Here is a 17,503-nt window from a genome sequence, read left to right as displayed (position 1 = left end):
AGCGGGCGGTGATCCATGGCGATATCGGCAGTGGGAAGGATCCGACGAGGTGTCGGCGCTCCCCAGGGGGCCGCCACCATCGGCTCCCCATTGAATCGTGACGCACGTCTCACTCAGGACATGCAATCCCTTCTCATCAGCCCTGGCGGGTCTCGAGGAGACGATGCAGCGAGGCCTTCAGCCGACGCCCTTCCGCATGGAACCAAGCGCGTTCGTCGCGCCAGGCCGGAAAGCGGACTTCGACCTCCCGCCAGAAGGCCGGCGAATGGTTGGCCTGGAGCAGATGGCACAGCTCGTGGACCAGCACGTATTCGAACGCCGAAGGGCGGCCCAGCACCAGCGCCAGGTCCAGCGTCAGCGTGCCATCGGGTGCCAGCGACCCCCATTGCGAGGACATCACCTTCAGGCGGATCTGCCGCGGCGACCGGGGCAGTCCCGCGAGATAGCCCGGCAGCCAACGACCGATGTCGGCACGCGCTTCGGCCTCGTAGAAGCCGCGTAGCGTCCTCCGCAAGGTCGCATCGCTGACGCGGGCAGGCAGGAATGCATGGATGCCGTCCTGCTGCCGTTCGATCCGCGCGAAACGTCCCTCGTGCCAGTGCAGGGGAAGGTCTTCGCCGCGCAGCGGCAGGTGGCTCGTCACGCCCGGCGCCCAGGGTGTCGCGTCGTCATCGGGTGCATGGCGGGCGAGCTGTTCGCCGAGCCACCCACGATGCTGCTGCAGGAAGCGGTCGCCGGAAACCAGACTCGCGCGCCACGGCAGCGTCAGCCGTGCGCCGCGTTCGTCGACGCTGAGCTTCAGGCGCTTCGCACGGGGATCGCGGACGCGTCGGACTTCGATGGTCGCGCCGTCGTCCAGCGTCAGGTGAACCACATCGCGTTCGATGCTTCGCGGGGGGGCGGGTTTGCGGTGGAGCAGTCGGAGCATGGGCACGCCGTAGCGGTGAACGAAGAAGCCGGCGTAGGCGCCGGCTTCTTCGTGGGGACATCAGGCCGGCGCGATCACTGTCGGTACCGGTAGGCCGAGGAACTGGCCATGGGGCGTCCGTAGGGAACGCCCACCGACGGGGGACCGGGAGGTTGGGAGGCGACGAGCGCGTGGGCCTCCTGACGCCAGCCGGTCAACAGCCGTTCGCAGCGGTTGGCCAAGCCGCGTTCGTCATCGGTTGCGGCGAAGGCCTTGTCGTCGCATTGGCGGATGAACTGCTTGCCGGAGGGCGTCAGCACGTCCGGGGTGACAAGCTTGAAGTCGTGGCGCGCGGTTTGCGTGGACGCCTCAGGCGCCGACTCGGGTGTGGCCATGCATGACCCCGCCGCCGTCAAGGCGACACCCAGGGAAAACACGATCAGGATCGACTTCATCTCACTCTATCCTTGTGTGGTCGGCAATCGATCCTGCGCCCGTCTCCGGACGCGTGTCAATGCGAAGGCATCCCACCCTCGGACCGCGGACCGATTCAGCTTTCGACCTTGCTGAGCTTCAACGCATGCTCCAGCACCAGGAACAGCCGCTTCAGCTCGCCCGCCATCAGGGCGAAGCGGGCATCGAGCTCGGCGCGCAGGTCGTCGTGTTCGGTGTTCTCCAGCTGGTCGACCGCGCCGTCGAGGAACTTCAGCTTGCGCACGATCAGGTCCTCGCCGAGGACGAACGACACGTGGTCGTCCAGCACCAGCGCGAGCTTGGTGACCTGCTTGCCGGCTTCCAGGTGCTTGGCGATCTCGTCGCTCTGCAGTTCCTGGTTCTGGCACTTCACCACCGCGCCGCCTTCCATCGCATCCTTGAGCTCGCATTCCTCACCCAGCGACAGGCCTTCCGGCAACGGTTCGCCGGCGATCCAGCCGGTCAGCACGCTGCGCGGCGCGACTTCGGCGTTGAGCGGGAGAGCGGGGAAGCTGCCCAGCGCTCGGCGCACTTCCGACACCACGTTCTCGCCGGTCTTGCGCGAAGACGCATCGACGGCGATGAAGCCGTGCTCCAGGTCGATCAGCGCGTCGGTACGCGACGGCTTCACGAACGCGCGCGGCAGCAGTTCGTGCAGCAGGTCGTCCTTCAGGCGCTTGCGGGTCTTGCCGCCGGGCTTGCGGCCTTCCTTCGCTTCGATTTCCAGCAGCTTCTTCTGCAGCAGGTCGTTGACCACCGCGCCGGGGAGGATCTTGTCCTCGCCGCCGACGCTGAGCCAGATGGCGTCGTTGATGCGGTGGGAAAGCGCGTCTTCGCCGCGACCGAACGGGGAAATGAAGCCGCGCGAGGACAGCTCCAGCGGGCCGACCGGTTTGAGCACCGCCTCCGGCAGCAAGTCGTCGAGCTGGGAAAAATCGAGGGAGGTCGGGAAACGGAACAGCGTGAGATTGCGGAAGAACATCGATTATCCAGAAGTTGGGAAAAGCCGCTCCTCCCGTGGACGGGCGGAGTGATCGAAACGGAAGGGTTACTGCGGTGTCTCGCCGTCGGCGTGCGGCTCACCGGCCAGCCATGCATGGGCGTCATGCAGCGTGGCGCCGTCGCGATGGCCCAGCGAGAGGAAATCGAACAGTCTTGCGTCGCTCAACTGCGACGGACGGATATCGCCCAGCGCGCGCGCGATGGTCTCGATGCGGCCGGGCGTGTCCCGCTCCCAGGCATCCATCATTTTCTTCACCTGCTTGCGCTGCAGGTTCTCTTGGCTGCCGCACAGGTTGCAGGGGATGATCGGGAACGCCTTCGCATCGGCGTACGCGGCGATGTCGTCCTCGCGGACGTACGCCAGCGGGCGGATCACCACGTGCTTGCCGTTGTCCGACAGCAGCTTGGGCGGCATGCCCGAGAGCTTGGCGTGGAAGAACAGGTTGAGGAAGAACGTCGCCACCAGGTCATCGCGGTGGTGGCCCAGCGCGATCTTGGTGAAACCGTTGTCCTCGGCGTAGCTGTACAGCGCGCCGCGGCGCAGGCGCGAGCACAGCGAGCACATGGTCTTGCCTTCCGGAATCACCCGGCTGACGACCGAGTAGGTGTCCTGCTCGATGATGTGGAAGGGCACGCCGACGCGTTCCAGGTACTCCGGCAGTACCTGTCCCGGAAACCCGGGCTGCTTCTGGTCCAGGTTCACCGCCACCAGCTCGAAGCGCACCGGCGCCTTCTTCTGCAGCTGCAGCAGAATGTCCAGCATCGTGTAGCTGTCCTTGCCGCCGGACAGGCACACCATCACCTTGTCGCCGTCCTCGATCATGCCGAAGTCGGCGATCGCCTGGCCGACCTGGCGGCGCAGGCGCCTGGCCAGCTTGCCCTGCTCGTGCGTGACACGGCGCGGGTCGACGGCCGGGCGGCGCAGGACGGGGTCGGGCAGGGGCAGGACGGTACTCATGCCGCCATTCTACCCGGCGTCCCGATGCGCCCTCGCCCCGGCGCACGGAGGGGCGCGTGATGCCTGGCAGCCACCGTCCCGTCGCGTGCGGCCGGCACCGGCGCGCGGTGACGGTGGGGAGGGCGACGGTGTACGCTCATCGCGTGAACATCGACAGTCTCGCCGACATCACCGACAAGATCGCCGCGCTCCGGGTCGAACATCGCGATCTGGACGACGCCATTGCGCGCCTCGTCGATGATGCGGACGCGGACGAAGTGGCGATCAAGCGCTTGAAGAAGCGCAAGCTGTGGCTGAAGGACTGCATCGCGCGTCTGGAAAGCGCACTGATCCCGGACGAGCCCGCCTGAGTTCCGCACGACGGACATGGCGTTGGCCCGCGAAGCGGGCCAACGGAAGCAGGGAGCGGGGGCCGGGTCGAGTGCCCCGCCGTCCACCGTCAGGGCGGCCGGGAGTATGGCACTCGAAAAGGCGCGGTCGGGGGCGGGACGGGCATCCACCAGAGCGATAGCCGCCGCGCATGTCGCCAGGCGGGCGAGGTGGATGAGACGCACCGGATTCCCCTGCGTGTGTCGACATTGCGTGTGGCGCCCGGTTCCCCACCGTGTGCCGCGGGCGGGTATAGCCACGGCGTCGGCAGAGACCGCTCGACCGCGCAGGCGGGAATCGCGTGATGGAGGCGCAATCTGACGCACTGCGTCACCGGGAAGCGTGCCGCGCCGCCGCCCGTGCGCACGTCAGGCGCTCCGTCCCGCCATGCCACGCCCGCCGCAGGTGTCGTTCGCGGTCCCGGCGGGTCGCGGCGGCAGTTGGCCCGATGCTTGCTTGGTAGTCCGGGTGTGGGGATTTCCCCGACCAAGGACCGCCTGCCGTCCTGCCGGCGCCGCGGTTCCCAACGACATGCCACGCGCACGCCTGTGCGGTGGCGAGGGAGTGGCATGGAGCAGGACAAACCCTTCAACCCCCGCATCCCGGTCTCGGCCCGTGAGGCCCGGTTGGCATCGGCGGCGACCGACGAAGCGCTGGCCGGCATCGGACTGCGGATGCGGCGTATGTTGCCCGGCGAGGCGCTGGGCGACGTTCCGCGCCTGCGCCGCGAGGTTTACTTCCACGAACAGGGCCAGTTCGGCGACCGCAGCAAGCGCGTCACCGACGGCCTGGATGGCTGCGGCACCACGCTGGCGGTGGAGAAGGGTTCGCACGCGATCGCCACGCTGCGGCTGCACGACTTCTCGCCGCTGGCGGTGCAGGTCGAATACGGCAACCTGTTCCGGATCGACGATTTCGCGCGGACCTGGCCGTTGTCGCAGGTGGCCGTGGGCACGCGCTTCGCGGTGCAGGCGGACGAACGCAACAAGCCCGTGGTGGATCGCTTGATGGAGGAGGCCTACCGGTGGGCGCAGGAATCGCGCATCCAGTTCTGCCTGCTTGCCTGCGAGCCCTTCCTGCACGGCGTGTTCGAGCACTACGGATTCCGTGAGTACCTGCCGCCGGCGATCCTGCCGGGCGGCGTGGACCTGCTGCGCATGGTGCTGGTGATGGAGGACGAGCCGTATCTGTCCGAATGCGGCTCGCCGCTGCACCGGCTGATACGCGATCCGGCCCGCGCGCTGCCGGCGAAGGCGTGGCTGACGCGGTCGTTCCACGCGATGTGCTGATGCCCTCGCGGCTGCCAAACCGCGTCACGGGTGAGCGGCCACCCGACGTGGGCTGCCTGGCCGTGCTCCACGGTGCGGCCGGATACCGCCTCGGTCGTGTCCCCGGGGCGGACAGCGCCGCCGCGCACTGACGGGCGCAGCTGCGCGCCGCATCACCACGCTCACTCCTGCGGGGGGGGCACCTCGGCCGGCGCGGCGGCCTTCGCCGCTTCCGGGCTGACCTTTTCGATGGTGTGGCGCAGTTCGCGGCCGAGGATGGCCTTGGCATCGCGCGCCCACGCGTCCAGGCGCTCGTCGAACACCAGCTTGCTGTTCTCGTCCGGCCACACCAGTTTCATCTCGCGCAGCTTCTGGATGAAGCCGCGGAACAGGGTCTTGTCGAAGAACTCCGGCGCCGCCGGCGCATACAGCAGGCTCAGGCGCTGCGCGGCTTGCTGGCACAGGCCCTCCAGTTCGGCGGCACCCAGCGTGCCGGGACCATTCTTCACCAGCACCGAAATGGCGATGTAGTAGCGCTCGAACGCCTGCTGCAGCGAGTGGCCGATCGCGCGCAGGCGGAAGACCTCGTCGGTCTGGCCGGCACTGCGCGCCAGGATGCCGCCGTCGTCGTCGTTGACCTGCTGCAGCAGGCCTTCGCGCACGAACACGTCGATCGTCCGTTCCATGCGCTCGGCGAACTCGTCCTCGCTCCACGGCAGGAACAGCTCGGCCTGCAGGAACGGGTACAGCGTGCGGCCCAGCCGCAGTACGCCGGCACGGCTCATGCGCCGGTTGTTCTGGAAGCAGCACGCGATCCACGACGAGGCCGTGAACAGGTGCAGGACGTTGTTGCGGTAGTAGCTGAGCAGAACGGCGGTGTCGTCGTCCACGCTCAGTACGTCGCCGAGCGGATGCTTGATCCGCTGCAGCATGTTGATTTCTTCGGCGTGGGAGATGATGCGGTCGGGCGAGTGCGGCGTGACCGTCACGCGGTCGGAGTACGGCAGTTCGGCCAGCAGCGTCTTCGATAGTTCGATCTGCGCGACCAGATCGGCCTCGCCCATCGCGTGCTTGGGCGTGGACAGGAGCGCCAGCGCCAGCAGGTTGATCGGGTTCACGTCCGCGGCGCGGTTGATGTTGACCTGGATCTGCTGCGCCAGCGCATCGACGATGTCGGACAGCCACGCGGGCTTTTCTTCTTCGCCGACCGGCGTGCCGTCCCACTCGGGCGCGTACCGGGACAGTGCGTCGTTCAACGGGATCGGCTCGCCGAAGTTCACCACCACCTGGCCGTAGTTCTGCCGCAGTACCTTGGGAATGCCCCACAGCACGGCCCAGATGGATTCCTTCTCCTTCGGGCGGCCGCTGAGTTCGTCCAGGTAGCTGGTGCCCTCGAGCAGTTTCTCGTAACCGATGTAGACCGGCTGGAACAGCACCGGCTTGCGCGGCTGGCGCAGGAACGCGCGCAGCGTCATCGAGATCATGCCGCCCTTGGGCGGCAACAGGCGGCCGGTGCGCGAGCGTCCGCCTTCGATGAAGTACTCCAGCGAATAACCACCCGAGACCAGCTGCGCCACGTATTCGGTGAACACGGCCGAGTACAGCGGGTTGCCGCGGAAACTGCGGCGCATGAAGAACGCGCCGCCCTTGCGCAGCAGCGTGCCGACCACCGGCAGGTTCAGATTGATGCCGGCCGCGATGTGCGGCGGCACGATGCCGCGTTCGTACAGCAGGTAGGACAGCAGCAGGTAGTCCATATGGCTGCGGTGGCAGGGCACGTAGACGACTTCGTGTCCGGGCGCGGCCTCCTTGAACTTGTCCAGGTGGTGGACCAGCACGCCGTCGTAGATCTGGTTCCACACATGGCTCAGCAGGAAGCTGGCCGAGCGCACCACCGGGTTGGAATAGTCGGCGGCGATTTCCCACGCATAGGCATGCGCCTTCTTCCACGCGTCCTCGGGCTTGGACTTGTCTCGCCTGGCCTGTTCGGCGATGGCTTCCTTGACCGGGTCGGCGGCGAGCACCTGGTCCACCAGCAGGCGGCGGGTGGACAGGTCGGGGCCGATGATCGCTTCGCGGATGCGGTGGAAGTGCGTGCGGAGCACGCGCGAGAGTTTGCGGACGGTGCGTTCGGGTTCCAGGCCCTCGTCGACGGTATCGCGCAGCGACACGGGCGGGGCGAACCGCACGATGGTGCCGCGACCGTTCAACAGGATCGCCAGCAGGCGGCGGAAACGGCCGACGATGGCCCAGTTTTCCGAGAACAGGACCGAGAACCAGCCGCTCTGCTTGTCCGGCGCGCGGCCGACGAAGATCGAGACCGGCACCAGCTGCACGTCCAGGCCCGCGCTGGCGCGATGCGCTTCCAGCAGGCGCGCCAGCGAACCGGAATGCGTCTTGGCGCTGACCTGGTCGGGGATCAGCGTGCTGGCGTTGCGGCGCGACAGGGCCACGTAGGCGCGCTTGCGGCCCAGCGGATTGCCACCGACGGGCAGGGGCACCAGCGGGGACGGCAGGCCGGCGTCGCGGCAGGCGCGATCGAGGATCAGCGCATTCGACAGGCCGTAGTCTTCCAGCACGTAGCAGACCGGGCGGCCGTCCAGCAGCTCGGCCGGCGCGGCGGGTTCGATGTTCAGGGCCAGCCAGGGGTCGGCCAGGCGCCCGAGCAGGCGCGCCCACAGCGGACGTTTCGCCTGGCGGGCAACCGGGGCCATCGGCAGGCCGGCCGTCCCACGCATGTCGACATCCGCGGCCGGAGGCTGGGTCGCGTCAGGCACGGGCACGTCCGTCGCGCCCGGCTTCTTCTCCGGCGGCGTCGGGGTCGGGCCGTCCGGGAACGGCAGGGAATTCTGTTCAGGCATCGACCGCATTATGGCCCACCCCCATGGCCGGCTGGGAAGCGGTTACAGCGCGCAGCGAGTGCCGCCCTTCAGTTCCCCCGATCGCAGCGGCGGCGATGGGAGCGATGCACGTGGCGGAAACGTAGCGGTTCAGCGTCCCCGATACGGCTCACAGCCCACGCCGTCGTTGTCACGGTCCAAGTGCGGCCCGTAGCCAGGATCTCCGCGCCCCACAGGCGCAGCCCCGCGCGCGCGGGCCTCGTCGCAGTTGCGGAAAGCGCGTGCGGGCGCCGGCGGCTGCATGTGCGGCGGCGCCAACGGCTGTGTCGGTGCAGCCTTGGCGCGAGGGATGATGCGGTGGCAATGGTAGTCACCGCTTTTCCGGTCGGTATGGCACCCCTGCTTGTCCACGCCCCCCGCGTGTGCAGGCACCGAGGAGGCGCACGCCAGCCACGCGGCCAGCGCCAGCCCCGCTCTCGCGTGGTGTCCCGGCATCATCAGGGTGACGGTGGGGTTTCGGGCTCGGAGGGCGCGGGGGCCGGGACATCGGGCGGGGGCAAGGCCGCCAGGACATCCTCGGCGTGCTTGAGGTAGTCGGTGAGGTACCAACGATCGCCGCGCCGCGTGAGGCTGACCACCGTGTCGATCTCGCGCTCGCCCAGCGGGTAGTGGATGCGCACGGTGGCCGTGTCGCCCTTCTCCTCCACCAGGCCCGTGCGCAGGTCGGTGAACGTGGTGTCGAGCGGCAGCCCATAACGGGAGAAGGTCGCCTTGGCCTCGATGAAGAACGGCGTCAGCCGTTGCAGGCTGGCCGTCATGCCGGCCTCGCTGAGGTCCTGCTCCGTGGTCAGTCCGCTGCGACGTGCAGCCGGCGCCAGTCGGGCCAGCGTGGTGCGCGCCAGCGCAGGGTCACCCAGGGGTGCCTGCTGCGCCCAGTCGCCGAGTGCGGCGATCACCTGCGCGTAATGGTCGCGTTCTTCCTGGGTGTAGTCGCCCTCGTTCTTCACGTACTGCACGCCGAACAGCCCCAGCGTGCGCGCGGCCTCCTTCAGGTCCCGGTCCTGGCGCGCGAACTGGCGGTCGAAGCTGCGCTGCAGCGTCTTCTCCGCGTCCTTCGCCGACAGCGCGGCCAGCATCGGTACCAGCTTGTCCTCCAGTGGCAGCTCGCTCAGCGGCCAGCGGCTATGGCCGGCACGCCAGGCGGTATCCAGCCGGTCGTGGAGGTCGGGAGGCACGGCGTCGCGGGCGAACCCGACCAGGTCATTCCGCTGCAGGTGGGTGGCCAGTTGGCGCACGGCGGCGGCCGGACCACTGGCGGCACCGGCAAGCTCCTCCGGTCCATGCTTCTTGCAGGCGGCCAGCAGCACCAGCGACAGCCCGAGGGCTGCCAGCACGCGCAGGACGGACGCGGATGGCCTTGGCTTCATGCGGTGTGACTCCCCAGTCGCCCCGCATCTTCGCGGCCCGCGTGGGCGGGCGGCAAGCACCGTCGTCGCAAGTTCTCCGCCGGCGGCCCATAAAAAAGGAGGCCGGGGCGTCTTTCGACGTCGCCGACCTCCTGAAATCCGGCCGAGGCCGGAGGACGAAGTGTTGTGGCACATCTCCGGCCCGCAGGCCGGATGCGCACAGACTACCTGCGTCCCAATGCTAAGGCAACACCTGAAGTAATGCGCTCCAAGTATTTGATTTAATTCAACGAGGCGCCGATTTCTGCCTGGATGGCCTCGGCTGCCGCGCGGGGATCGGCTGCCCGACTGATCGGCCGGCCCACGACGATGGCGTCGGCGCCGAAGGCGAAGGCGTCGGCCACCCCCACGGTACGCTTCTGGTCGTCGCCCGCCGGACCGCCCGGGCGGATGCCGGGGCAGACGATCGAGAAAGCGGACCCGGTCGCGGCGCGGATCATGCCGGCCTCCTGGCCCGAGCAGATCACCCCGTCGATCCCGGCGGCCTGCGCTGCCAGCGCGCGCTGCACGACGATGTCGGCTGGTTCGCCGCCATTGATGCCCATGGCGCGCAGATCGCTGCCGTCCATCGAGGTCAGCACGGTCACCGCGAGCAGGCGCAGGTCGCCGCCGCGCGCTGCGGCGGCTGCCTCCATCATCCCCGCGTGCCAGCCGTGGATGGTCGCGTAAGTCACCGGCCAGCGGGACAGTCCGCGGATCACGCCCGCCACGGTGGCGGGGATATCGAAGAACTTCAGGTCGACGAACACCCGCTTGTCGCGGCGGGCCAGTTCGTCCAGCACGGTGAAGTAGTCGCCGCTGGCGAGCAGCTCCATGCCGATCTTGTAGAACTGCACGGCATCGCCCAGCCGGTCGACCCAGGCCAGCGCGTCGGCACCGGACGGCGCATCCAGCGCGAAGATCAGGCGCTCACGCGCTCTCAGGGCGACCGGCCCACGGCTCACGGTGCGTAGTCCAGCGCTTCGCGCTTGGCCTGGGTGCGTGCGGCGGCCGGCTGGTCCCAGGCGTTGTTGAACAGCGCCGGCTCCCACGAACCGTAGGTCGGGTTGGGCAGCATCCACCAGCGCTCGCCGAACCAGTCGTCGTATTCGTCGAACAGCGCCTGGCGTCCGTCACGCGTGTTGGCTTCCACTTGGACGAAGTCGCCGATCTGGTCGCCGAACTGCATCAGCACGCGGTACTGCTGTCCCGCCAGGCGGCGGCGGCAGTTCTTCTCGGAGCCGTTCTGCTCGCAGCCTTCCAGCACCGTGCCCAGGCCGAGGAACACGCTCTCGTCCGCCACGGGCAGGCCGGCCTCGCGCAGGTTGGCCAGCGTCGCTTCCTTCAGATGCACGGCGCGGTTGGAGATGTACAGGATGGTGACGCCCTTCGCGGCGGCGGCCTTGGCGAAGTCCACCACGCCGGGCAGCGGCTTGGCCTTCTTCTCGGCCACCCACTGGTCCCAGCTGATCTCGTCGTATTCCTTGCCGTCGCGGATCAGGCGCGCCTGGTAGGGCGAGTTGTCCAGCACGGTCTCGTCCACGTCCATCACCACGGCCGGCTTGAGGCCGGCGGCGGCATTGCCGCGCTCGCCCGGGACCAGTGCGTCCCAGTTCTTCTCTTTCAGCGCCACGTCGAGATGGTCGGCGGCGGCACGGAAGGTCTGCATGGTGATCGCGCGATATTCGACCGACGTCTGTACCCAGGCCACGGCATTGAGGTTGTCGTGCGTGCCAGCGTCCTTCGCAGGCGTCGCGGCAGCGGCAGGTGGGGCGGCATCAGCGGGCGCCGCCGCCGGTTCGGTGCGTTTGCAGGCGGCCAGGGTCAGCAACGACGCCGCCAGGCCGGCGGCAAGCAGGGAAACGCGCATGGAAGATCCCATTTCGAATGTGCGGGAATTCTAGCCGACCGCTGTTACACCCGTCGTTCGACGCTGCGGCGCGCGGGTTATCCTGCCGGCCCGATCCAGTTCCCGATGCCTCCATGGAAGACACCGCGCCCGTCCTGACCTCCGCCGAAGCCCGCCTGCTGGGTTGCCTGATCGAAAAGGAAGCCACCACGCCGGAAACGTATCCGCTGACGGTGAATGCCGCGCAGGCTGCCGCCAACCAGAAGACCGCGCGCGAGCCGGTGATGGCGCTGGATCCGGGCGCCGTGAACCATGCGTTGCGGCAGCTGGAACAGAAGGGACTGGCGAAGCAGGTGTTCTCCTCGCGCGCCGAGCGCTACGAGCACCGCACGGCCGCGTTCTTCGGCATTCCCCGGCAGCAAGCCGTGCTGCTGGGCCTGCTGATGCTGCGCGGTGCGCAGACCGTGCACGAATTGCTCGCACGCAGCGAGCGCCTGTTCAAGTTCAACGATGCGGACGATGTCCGCCATCACCTCGACCGCATGATCCAGCGCGACCCGGCCCTCGTCGTGCAGATCCCGCGCGGCCCGGGCCAGCGCGAGGATCGGTACGTGCATCTGTTGAGCGGCGCGGTGGACGTGGCGGCTATCGCCGCGCGCATTCCGGCAGCCTCGGTCGGCGAGCCCGCGACCGCAGAGCTGGAAGCCCGCGTTACAGCACTGGAGGACGAGGTCGTTTCCCTGCGCGAACAGCTGGCCGGACTGCTGGCCTCGCGCGATTCCTGACGCTCACGCCTCGTCCGGCGCCAGCCTCACCAAATCGGTCACGCCGACCTCCACGCCCGCCTGCGACAGCAGCGTGGTGACCTAGTCCCGATGGTGTGTCTGGTGGTTGGACAGGTGCGTCAGCAGGCCATCCAGGCGCCGTGCGAAGGTCTCGCCCTTCATGTTCTGGTAGACCAGCCGCGACGAGCGGGCAGGCGTCGCCAGCGTGGCGATCCATTCCACGATCGCCGCATCGAGCCAGGCGCGCCTGCGTGCAACGCGGACAGGTGGCGGAGGGCACCGCATCCCGTTCCGTCGGCATCGGCGTACCGTCGAGCGTGCGGCAAAGCGCTTCAGCCAGAGGGTGTCGTTGACTGCCAGGTGGTTGAGCGTGCCAGGATCGACCGGAGAAGGGGCCACGATCCGCGGCGAGAGCGTCGTGCGGCAACGTCGCTGTGGGAGCGTAGAGGCGCTGGTTCATCCACGTGTTGTAGGACGCGAGCAACGTGAATCGGGCATCGTCGGTCATCGTTGCGCGCGCTGCGGGGCGTTGTTCACATTCATCATCGGCTGGATGACGCTGCATTCGCCTGCATGAAAGCGATGCTACACGCGGATACGCGTGCCGACGCGTTGCATGCACCCATGCATCGCGCTACGTTCGACACGTCCACCGACACGGAACGTTTCCATGGAACGACGCCTCATCCGGAGCATCGCCACCACCGCGATGATCTCCGTCGCCACGACAGGATGCCACGCTAGCATGGGTCAATCGAGTTCAGCCGGCCCCTCTTCCGCGCTGCCGGAAGGCCACTACACCAACGTCGGTGCCGAATGGCCGTTGAAGTTCAGGGCGCACTACTTCGGTGGCCACTGCTTCGACACGCAATCGTGCGTGATCCTCTATCGAGGCTTCCGTCACGGCTCGAAAGACGAGCCCTCACCTTCGGTTGCATCGTATGGGCGACCCCTCGACAAGCTGTTGAGCGCGGGCCGTGGTCCGATCCCGAACTTCCCGCCGCCCGCACACGTCACATGGCGCTCGAAGGACGGGACACCACTTGAAGCGGAGATCGACATTGGCGAGATCTTCCGGGATGAACTGATTCGGCATCGTGTATCACGTGAAGATGCCCTGGATCCCGCCACCAGCGGAACACCGGGCATCATCCTGGAGGTCAACGACCGCACCATCAACGTCTATATGAGGGACATGATCGCGTTGAAGAAACCGCAGTTTCCTGATCGTCCCCACAGTGATTTCCGCGATGACCTGATCAAGGTATTCAGTCGGACCTATTGAGCAAGGAGTGCTCGTCATGGATTCTGGGAAAAACTCGGGACGCCGCGACGGCGGTATCGATGTGGAGCTTGCGGGGGACGCCGGTCGCGAGAGCTTCATTCACGCCGATCAAAATCTGTCGCAGCTTCGTATTCCTGTCTTGCTCAAGGAGGACAGGCCGCACGAGCGGCTGTACGTCGCGGCGATGGATGGTACCGGCAACAGTATGCACGACGATGATCCAGAGCATTGGAGCGTGGTTGCGAAGCTCTATGATCAAATTGAAAGGCAAAAGCTTGGACGCATCTCGGCTGGCTATGTGGAAGGAACGTTTACCCAAAATGGACTCCTGCATAAGCCGGAGAAGCTATGGGATGGCCGCTTCGGTCATACGTTTGATGACCGGGTTGAAACGGCTTATCTGCAATTCTGCGATCAGGCCAAGAAGTGGCTGGACGAAGATCCCGAGGCGCAGATTCGGGTGGCGGGTGTTGGCTTCAGTCGGGGAGCCGAGGGCATCGCTGCATTGCAGCGCATGGTCCACGAGCGGGGCATCCGCGATCCCCAAGGCGCGAGGATCAAGCGAGACGATGAAGGGCTCGTCGTGGGCGTCGAGTACGCTAACCGCCCCTTGCTGGTCGAACCCGGCAAGACCGCGCAAGTGGCGCTGCTCTTCGATCCCGTACCTACCGGTGTAGAGGAGCATGATCGCCGCCTTCCACCCTCGACCCTTTCCACCTTCCAGATCACCGCTCAGCACGAACGTCGCGACCTCTTCCCGTACAGCGAGCATGTGCTTCCCGGATTCAGTGAAGACAACCGCAATTATCACGCTGTGGTGTTCGGCTGCCACAGCAACATCGGTGATACGTACCTGCGCAACGGCCTCGGTACTCTCAGCCACAACCTCGGTGTCGAATTCCTCAATCGCCTCAGCGATACGCCTTATCTTGAGAAGCGTCCGCTTCCAACCGATCCCGACCAGTACGTGATCCATCGCTCCGATCAGCACTTGGGCGGTCTGTACGGCACGCGCGGCTACGACCGCGACGGCATCCGCGACCAGGTGGACACGCTGGCGCCGGAGCGGCTGTGCCGGCGGGCCGTGGTCGACGACTGCAACCGCAAGGAGCCGATCGACGAAGTCCTTGACGCCCGATTCGAGCGCCGCACCGGGGTATCGCCACCGACGATGGACAAGGCCGGTGAACGATCGCTTCCCGAACCCGGCGACCGTTCCACCTGGCCCGGTCTAAATGATCTTGTGGAGCGCGTGTCGCGCGCAGGTGCGGTGAGGGGAGGCGACCCGATGGCGACCGTCGTCAGCGAATATCTGAGTGGTCCGTGGGCGCGCCAGTTCCAGGCCGATGTCGCAAGGGAACTTGCCGCGCGCGCAGAACCGTCGTTGCCTGAGATACCGCCCAAAGCGGCGCCCGTCGAGCCCGCCCGCGAGCCCCCCGCTCTGGTGCGATGAGCCAGTACAGGACGCGCTAGCGCTTCTCTTCCAGCAACCCCACGAGGTTGCCATCCGGATCGCGCAGGAAGCCGGTCCATAGCTCGTGGTCCGGCATCCGGGCGGCCATCTGCGGAGGGCGCTCTTCCGTGGCGCCGCGTGCCACGAGCGTGGCCTGCGTCGCGGCGATATCCTGCACGCTGAAGTAGAGGATCGAGTTGGCGCCCACGGCGCCTGCGCCCTGGGGCGTGGTCAGCATCAGGCGCACATCGCCCGCCTGCAGGAATGCGAGCGTCGGGGCGGGCTGGAACAGGAAGACCAGGCCCAACGCATCGCGGTAGAACGCCAGGGCTGCATCGACATCGCTCACCGTGATGGCGATCTGACGAATGGTCGAGAGCGTCGCGGTCATCGCAGCACCTCCGCCGGAATCACGTGGGTCGACGGCTGCTGCGCAGCAGGAACAGGCTGCCGATGAGCGTACCTGCCAGCGAGGCCGCGAGCCCCAGCACCGATGCGATCAACAACTCCCGTGGCCAGGACACCGGCGTGCCGGCGACATCGCCGACCAGCATGCGCACCACCACCGCCGCGGGTGCGGCGGCCGCGATGAGCAACCACAGCGGCAAGAAGCGGCCGGTGCCGAACGCGCGCAGCATCATCGCCACCACGCCGACCGCAGCCAGGCCGGGCCCATAAAAGGCGCCGGGCAGCGCGGTCATCGCGGAAGGCGCCCGCCAGTACGGGAAGCCCACGCCGACCAAGGCGATCAGGAAACCCACCAGCCACCAGATCCGGCTGTTGCGCGTCATCGTCGATGCTCCGAGGGGTGCCGGCCAAGCCTACCGCGTCTCGCCCGGCGGTTGCGCGGCGTCAGTCGAACATCGCCTGGATCGCGGCCAGCCCCGCGCTGGCGCGTTCCTTCTTTCGCTCGGCATCCGCGACCGGGTCCGCCCCGTCGCGCTGCAGTTCGTCGGCAGGCAGCTCGTCGATGAAACGGCTGGGCTGCAGTCGCAGGCGCTCGCCGAAGCGGCGCGTCTCGCGGCTGTGGCTCAGCCAGAGCTGCTCCTTCGCCCGCGTGATGCCCACGTACATCAGGCGCCGTTCTTCCTGCAGGTTGCCTTCCTCCACGCTGGTCTCGTGCGGCAGCGTGCCGTCCTCGCAGCCGACGATGAAGACGTAGCGGAACTCCAGGCCCTTGGCCGCGTGCAGGCTCATCAACCGCACCTGGTTGCCGCCGTCGTCCTTGTCGTTGCGCGACAGCAGCGCGAGCTGCGCGGCGAGATCGCCGGCCGAGCTGCCGCGCGGGCCGCCCTCGAACCAGTCCGCCAGCTCGTCCAGGTTGGCGCGGCGGCGCTGGAACGAGGCTTCGTCCTTGCATTGCGAGCGCAGGTCCGCCAGCAGGCCCGAACGCTCGCTCAAGCGCCGTACCAGGTCCGCCGGCGGCAGCTCCTCGGCGTGCCGGCGCAGATCGCGCACGACATCGACGAAGGCGCTGAGGCCGTTTGCCGCCCGCGGCGGCAGGGCCTTCAGCGCGCCCATCGATTCGGCGGCGCGCGACAGCGGCAGGTGGGCGTGCTGCGCCATTTCAGCCAGCTTGGCCAGCGATGTGGCCCCGACTTCGCGCTTGGGCGACTGCACCGCGCGCAGGAAGGCAGCATCGTCGTCCGGATTCACCAGCAGGCGCAGCCACGACATTGCGTCCTTCACCTCCTGGCGCTCCAGGAACGCCGTGCCCCCCGTCAGGTGATAGGGAATGCGCAGCAACTGCAGCGCCTTCTCCAGCGCGCGCGACTGGTGGTTGCCGCGGAACAGGATGCAGAAGTCGCTCCACGCCGCGCTCTTCGACGCGTGCACGAACGAGATCTCGGCCGCGACCTTCTCCGCCTCATGCTCGTTGTCGCGGCATTCCCAGACGCGGATCCGCTCGCCGTCGGCCTGGTCGCTCCACAGCGCCTTCGGGTGCTCGTGCGGGTTGTTGGCGATCAGCGCATTGGCGGCGCGCAACACGCGATTGCTGCAGCGATAGTTCTGCTCCAGCTTGATGATCTGCAGCGCCGGATAATCCTTCGCCATCTGCAGCAGGTTGTCGGGGTTCGCGCCACGCCACGCATAGATGCTCTGGTCGTCGTCGCCCACGCAGGTGAAATCGCCGCGCTCGCCGGCGATCGCTTTCAGCAGGCGGTACTGCGCGTCGTTGGTGTCCTGGCATTCGTCGACCAGCAGGTAGCCGATGCGCTCGCGCCAGGCCGCGGTGATCTCGGGGCTGTTCTCCAGGATCTGCACCGGCAGGCGGATCAGGTCGTCGAAATCCACCGCGTTGAAGGTGGTCAAGCGGTCCTGATAGCGCTGGTACAGCAACGCCGCGTCCTTTTCGCGGTTGGTGCGTGCTTCCGCCAGTGCCTCTTCGGGAGACAGGCCGGCGTTCTTCGCGCGCGAGATCAGGTTCTTGGCCGCCTCCACGTCGTCGGGCTTGGCGCCGTACATGAGGTCCTTGACCTGTGCATGGGCGTCGTCGGCATCGAAGATCGAGAAGCCGCGCTTCAGACCCACCGCGGCATGTTCGATCTGCAGGAACTTCAGGCCGAGCGCGTGGAAGGTGCAGATCGTCAGTCCCTCCGCGGCATCGCCCCTGATCCGTTTGGAGACGCGCTCGCGCATTTCCTTCGCGGACTTGTTGGTGAAGGTGATGGCCGCGATCCGGCGCGCCGGGACGTGGTTGCCTGCGATCAGGTGGGCGATCTTCTCCACGATCACCCGCGTCTTGCCGCTGCCCGCACCCGCGAGCACGAGCAAGGGGCCCTTGCTGTGAAGGACGGCAGCGCGTTGGGGGGGGTTGAGACCGTGCATGGGGCGTACTTCGGCGTAGGCCATCAGTTTACAGACAAC

Annotated in this window: 18 protein-coding genes; 5 read left to right on the top strand and 13 right to left on the bottom strand. The window is 67.5% G+C overall.

Annotated elements, in window-relative coordinates; translation table 11 throughout:
• Positions 1-136: 136 nt before the first annotated feature.
• The 4 genes from ACSQ19_RS06610 to ttcA form a co-directional block, all read right to left on the bottom strand.
• Positions 137-928 carry a YgjP family zinc-dependent metalloprotease gene (locus tag ACSQ19_RS06610; RefSeq protein ID WP_296281624.1) on the bottom strand — a complete coding sequence of 264 codons (792 nt, stop codon included), beginning with the start codon at positions 926-928 and terminating at the stop codon, positions 137-139.
• 74 nt (positions 929-1,002) lie between these two features.
• Positions 1,003-1,362: a hypothetical protein gene (locus ACSQ19_RS06605; RefSeq protein ID WP_296281623.1), complete on the bottom strand. Its 360-nt coding sequence runs from the start codon at positions 1,360-1,362 to the stop codon at positions 1,003-1,005.
• Positions 1,363-1,457: 95 nt separating this feature from the next.
• The gene (locus ACSQ19_RS06600) at positions 1,458-2,363 is read right to left on the bottom strand and encodes a recombination-associated protein RdgC (RefSeq protein ID WP_296281621.1); all 906 of its coding nucleotides are present in this window, start codon (positions 2,361-2,363) and stop codon (positions 1,458-1,460) included.
• A gap of 66 nt (positions 2,364-2,429) precedes the next feature.
• Positions 2,430-3,341 carry a tRNA 2-thiocytidine(32) synthetase TtcA gene (gene ttcA, locus ACSQ19_RS06595; protein WP_296281619.1) on the bottom strand — a complete coding sequence of 304 codons (912 nt, stop codon included), beginning with the start codon at positions 3,339-3,341 and terminating at the stop codon, positions 2,430-2,432.
• Between the two features lie 143 nt (positions 3,342-3,484).
• Between ttcA and ACSQ19_RS06590 the strand changes: the two genes are divergently transcribed.
• Positions 3,485-3,691 (top strand): YdcH family protein, encoded by a 207-nt coding sequence (locus tag ACSQ19_RS06590; RefSeq protein ID WP_296281618.1) that lies wholly within the window; start codon positions 3,485-3,487, stop codon positions 3,689-3,691.
• Between the two features lie 588 nt (positions 3,692-4,279).
• Positions 4,280-4,999 carry an N-acyl amino acid synthase FeeM domain-containing protein gene (locus tag ACSQ19_RS06585; protein WP_296281615.1) on the top strand — a complete coding sequence of 240 codons (720 nt, stop codon included), beginning with the start codon at positions 4,280-4,282 and terminating at the stop codon, positions 4,997-4,999.
• A 161-nt stretch (positions 5,000-5,160) separates the two neighbouring features.
• Here the strand turns inward: ACSQ19_RS06585 and plsB are convergent, their stop codons facing one another.
• From plsB to ACSQ19_RS06560, 5 genes are all read right to left on the bottom strand, one after another.
• Complete coding sequence (gene plsB / locus ACSQ19_RS06580; protein WP_436000764.1) at positions 5,161-7,839, bottom strand: glycerol-3-phosphate 1-O-acyltransferase PlsB; 2,679 nt, start codon at positions 7,837-7,839, stop codon at positions 5,161-5,163.
• Between the two features lie 129 nt (positions 7,840-7,968).
• Entirely contained in the window at positions 7,969-8,313 is a 345-nt protein-coding gene (locus ACSQ19_RS06575; protein ID WP_436001121.1) for an excalibur calcium-binding domain-containing protein, read from the bottom strand.
• Positions 8,314-8,315: 2 nt separating this feature from the next.
• A complete protein-coding gene (locus ACSQ19_RS06570; protein ID WP_436000762.1) occupies positions 8,316-9,245 on the bottom strand; it encodes a hypothetical protein in 930 nt (309 codons plus the stop codon).
• Between the two features lie 260 nt (positions 9,246-9,505).
• The gene (gene pyrF / locus ACSQ19_RS06565; protein ID WP_436000760.1) at positions 9,506-10,228 is read right to left on the bottom strand and encodes an orotidine-5'-phosphate decarboxylase; all 723 of its coding nucleotides are present in this window, start codon (positions 10,226-10,228) and stop codon (positions 9,506-9,508) included.
• The gene (locus ACSQ19_RS06560; protein WP_436000758.1) at positions 10,225-11,133 is read right to left on the bottom strand and encodes a 5'-nucleotidase, lipoprotein e(P4) family; all 909 of its coding nucleotides are present in this window, start codon (positions 11,131-11,133) and stop codon (positions 10,225-10,227) included. Before ACSQ19_RS06560 ends, pyrF begins: the two co-directional genes overlap by 4 nt.
• A gap of 113 nt (positions 11,134-11,246) precedes the next feature.
• On the opposite strand from ACSQ19_RS06560, the gene ACSQ19_RS06555 reads away from it, so the two are divergent.
• Positions 11,247-11,897, top strand: a complete 651-nt coding sequence (locus ACSQ19_RS06555; protein ID WP_296281606.1) for a YceH family protein — start codon at positions 11,247-11,249, stop codon at positions 11,895-11,897.
• A gap of 81 nt (positions 11,898-11,978) precedes the next feature.
• On the opposite strand, the gene ACSQ19_RS06550 is transcribed toward ACSQ19_RS06555, so the two are convergent.
• Positions 11,979-12,296 (bottom strand): DinB family protein, encoded by a 318-nt coding sequence (locus tag ACSQ19_RS06550; RefSeq protein WP_436000756.1) that lies wholly within the window; start codon positions 12,294-12,296, stop codon positions 11,979-11,981.
• A 271-nt stretch (positions 12,297-12,567) separates the two neighbouring features.
• On the opposite strand from ACSQ19_RS06550, the gene ACSQ19_RS06545 reads away from it, so the two are divergent.
• On the top strand, positions 12,568-13,182 hold the full coding sequence (locus tag ACSQ19_RS06545) for a hypothetical protein (protein ID WP_436000754.1): 615 nt from the start codon (positions 12,568-12,570) through the stop codon (positions 13,180-13,182).
• Positions 13,183-13,198: 16 nt separating this feature from the next.
• On the top strand, positions 13,199-14,635 hold the full coding sequence (locus tag ACSQ19_RS06540; protein WP_436000752.1) for a phospholipase effector Tle1 domain-containing protein: 1,437 nt from the start codon (positions 13,199-13,201) through the stop codon (positions 14,633-14,635).
• 16 nt (positions 14,636-14,651) lie between these two features.
• On the opposite strand, the gene ACSQ19_RS06535 is transcribed toward ACSQ19_RS06540, so the two are convergent.
• The 3 genes from ACSQ19_RS06535 to ACSQ19_RS06525 form a co-directional block, all read right to left on the bottom strand.
• The gene (locus tag ACSQ19_RS06535; RefSeq protein ID WP_436000750.1) at positions 14,652-15,026 is read right to left on the bottom strand and encodes a VOC family protein; all 375 of its coding nucleotides are present in this window, start codon (positions 15,024-15,026) and stop codon (positions 14,652-14,654) included.
• A gap of 19 nt (positions 15,027-15,045) precedes the next feature.
• The gene (locus ACSQ19_RS06530) at positions 15,046-15,426 is read right to left on the bottom strand and encodes a hypothetical protein (RefSeq protein WP_436000748.1); all 381 of its coding nucleotides are present in this window, start codon (positions 15,424-15,426) and stop codon (positions 15,046-15,048) included.
• Between the two features lie 61 nt (positions 15,427-15,487).
• A complete protein-coding gene (locus ACSQ19_RS06525; RefSeq protein WP_436000746.1) occupies positions 15,488-17,464 on the bottom strand; it encodes a UvrD-helicase domain-containing protein in 1,977 nt (658 codons plus the stop codon).
• Positions 17,465-17,503 lie beyond the last annotated feature (39 nt).

It is taken from the genome of Pseudoxanthomonas sp. LjRoot127 (assembly GCF_964253495.1).
Lineage (GTDB): Bacteria > Pseudomonadota > Gammaproteobacteria > Xanthomonadales > Xanthomonadaceae > Pseudoxanthomonas_A.
The sequence above is the reverse complement of the archived record's forward strand: the minus strand, read 5'-3'. Positions and strand labels throughout refer to the sequence as shown.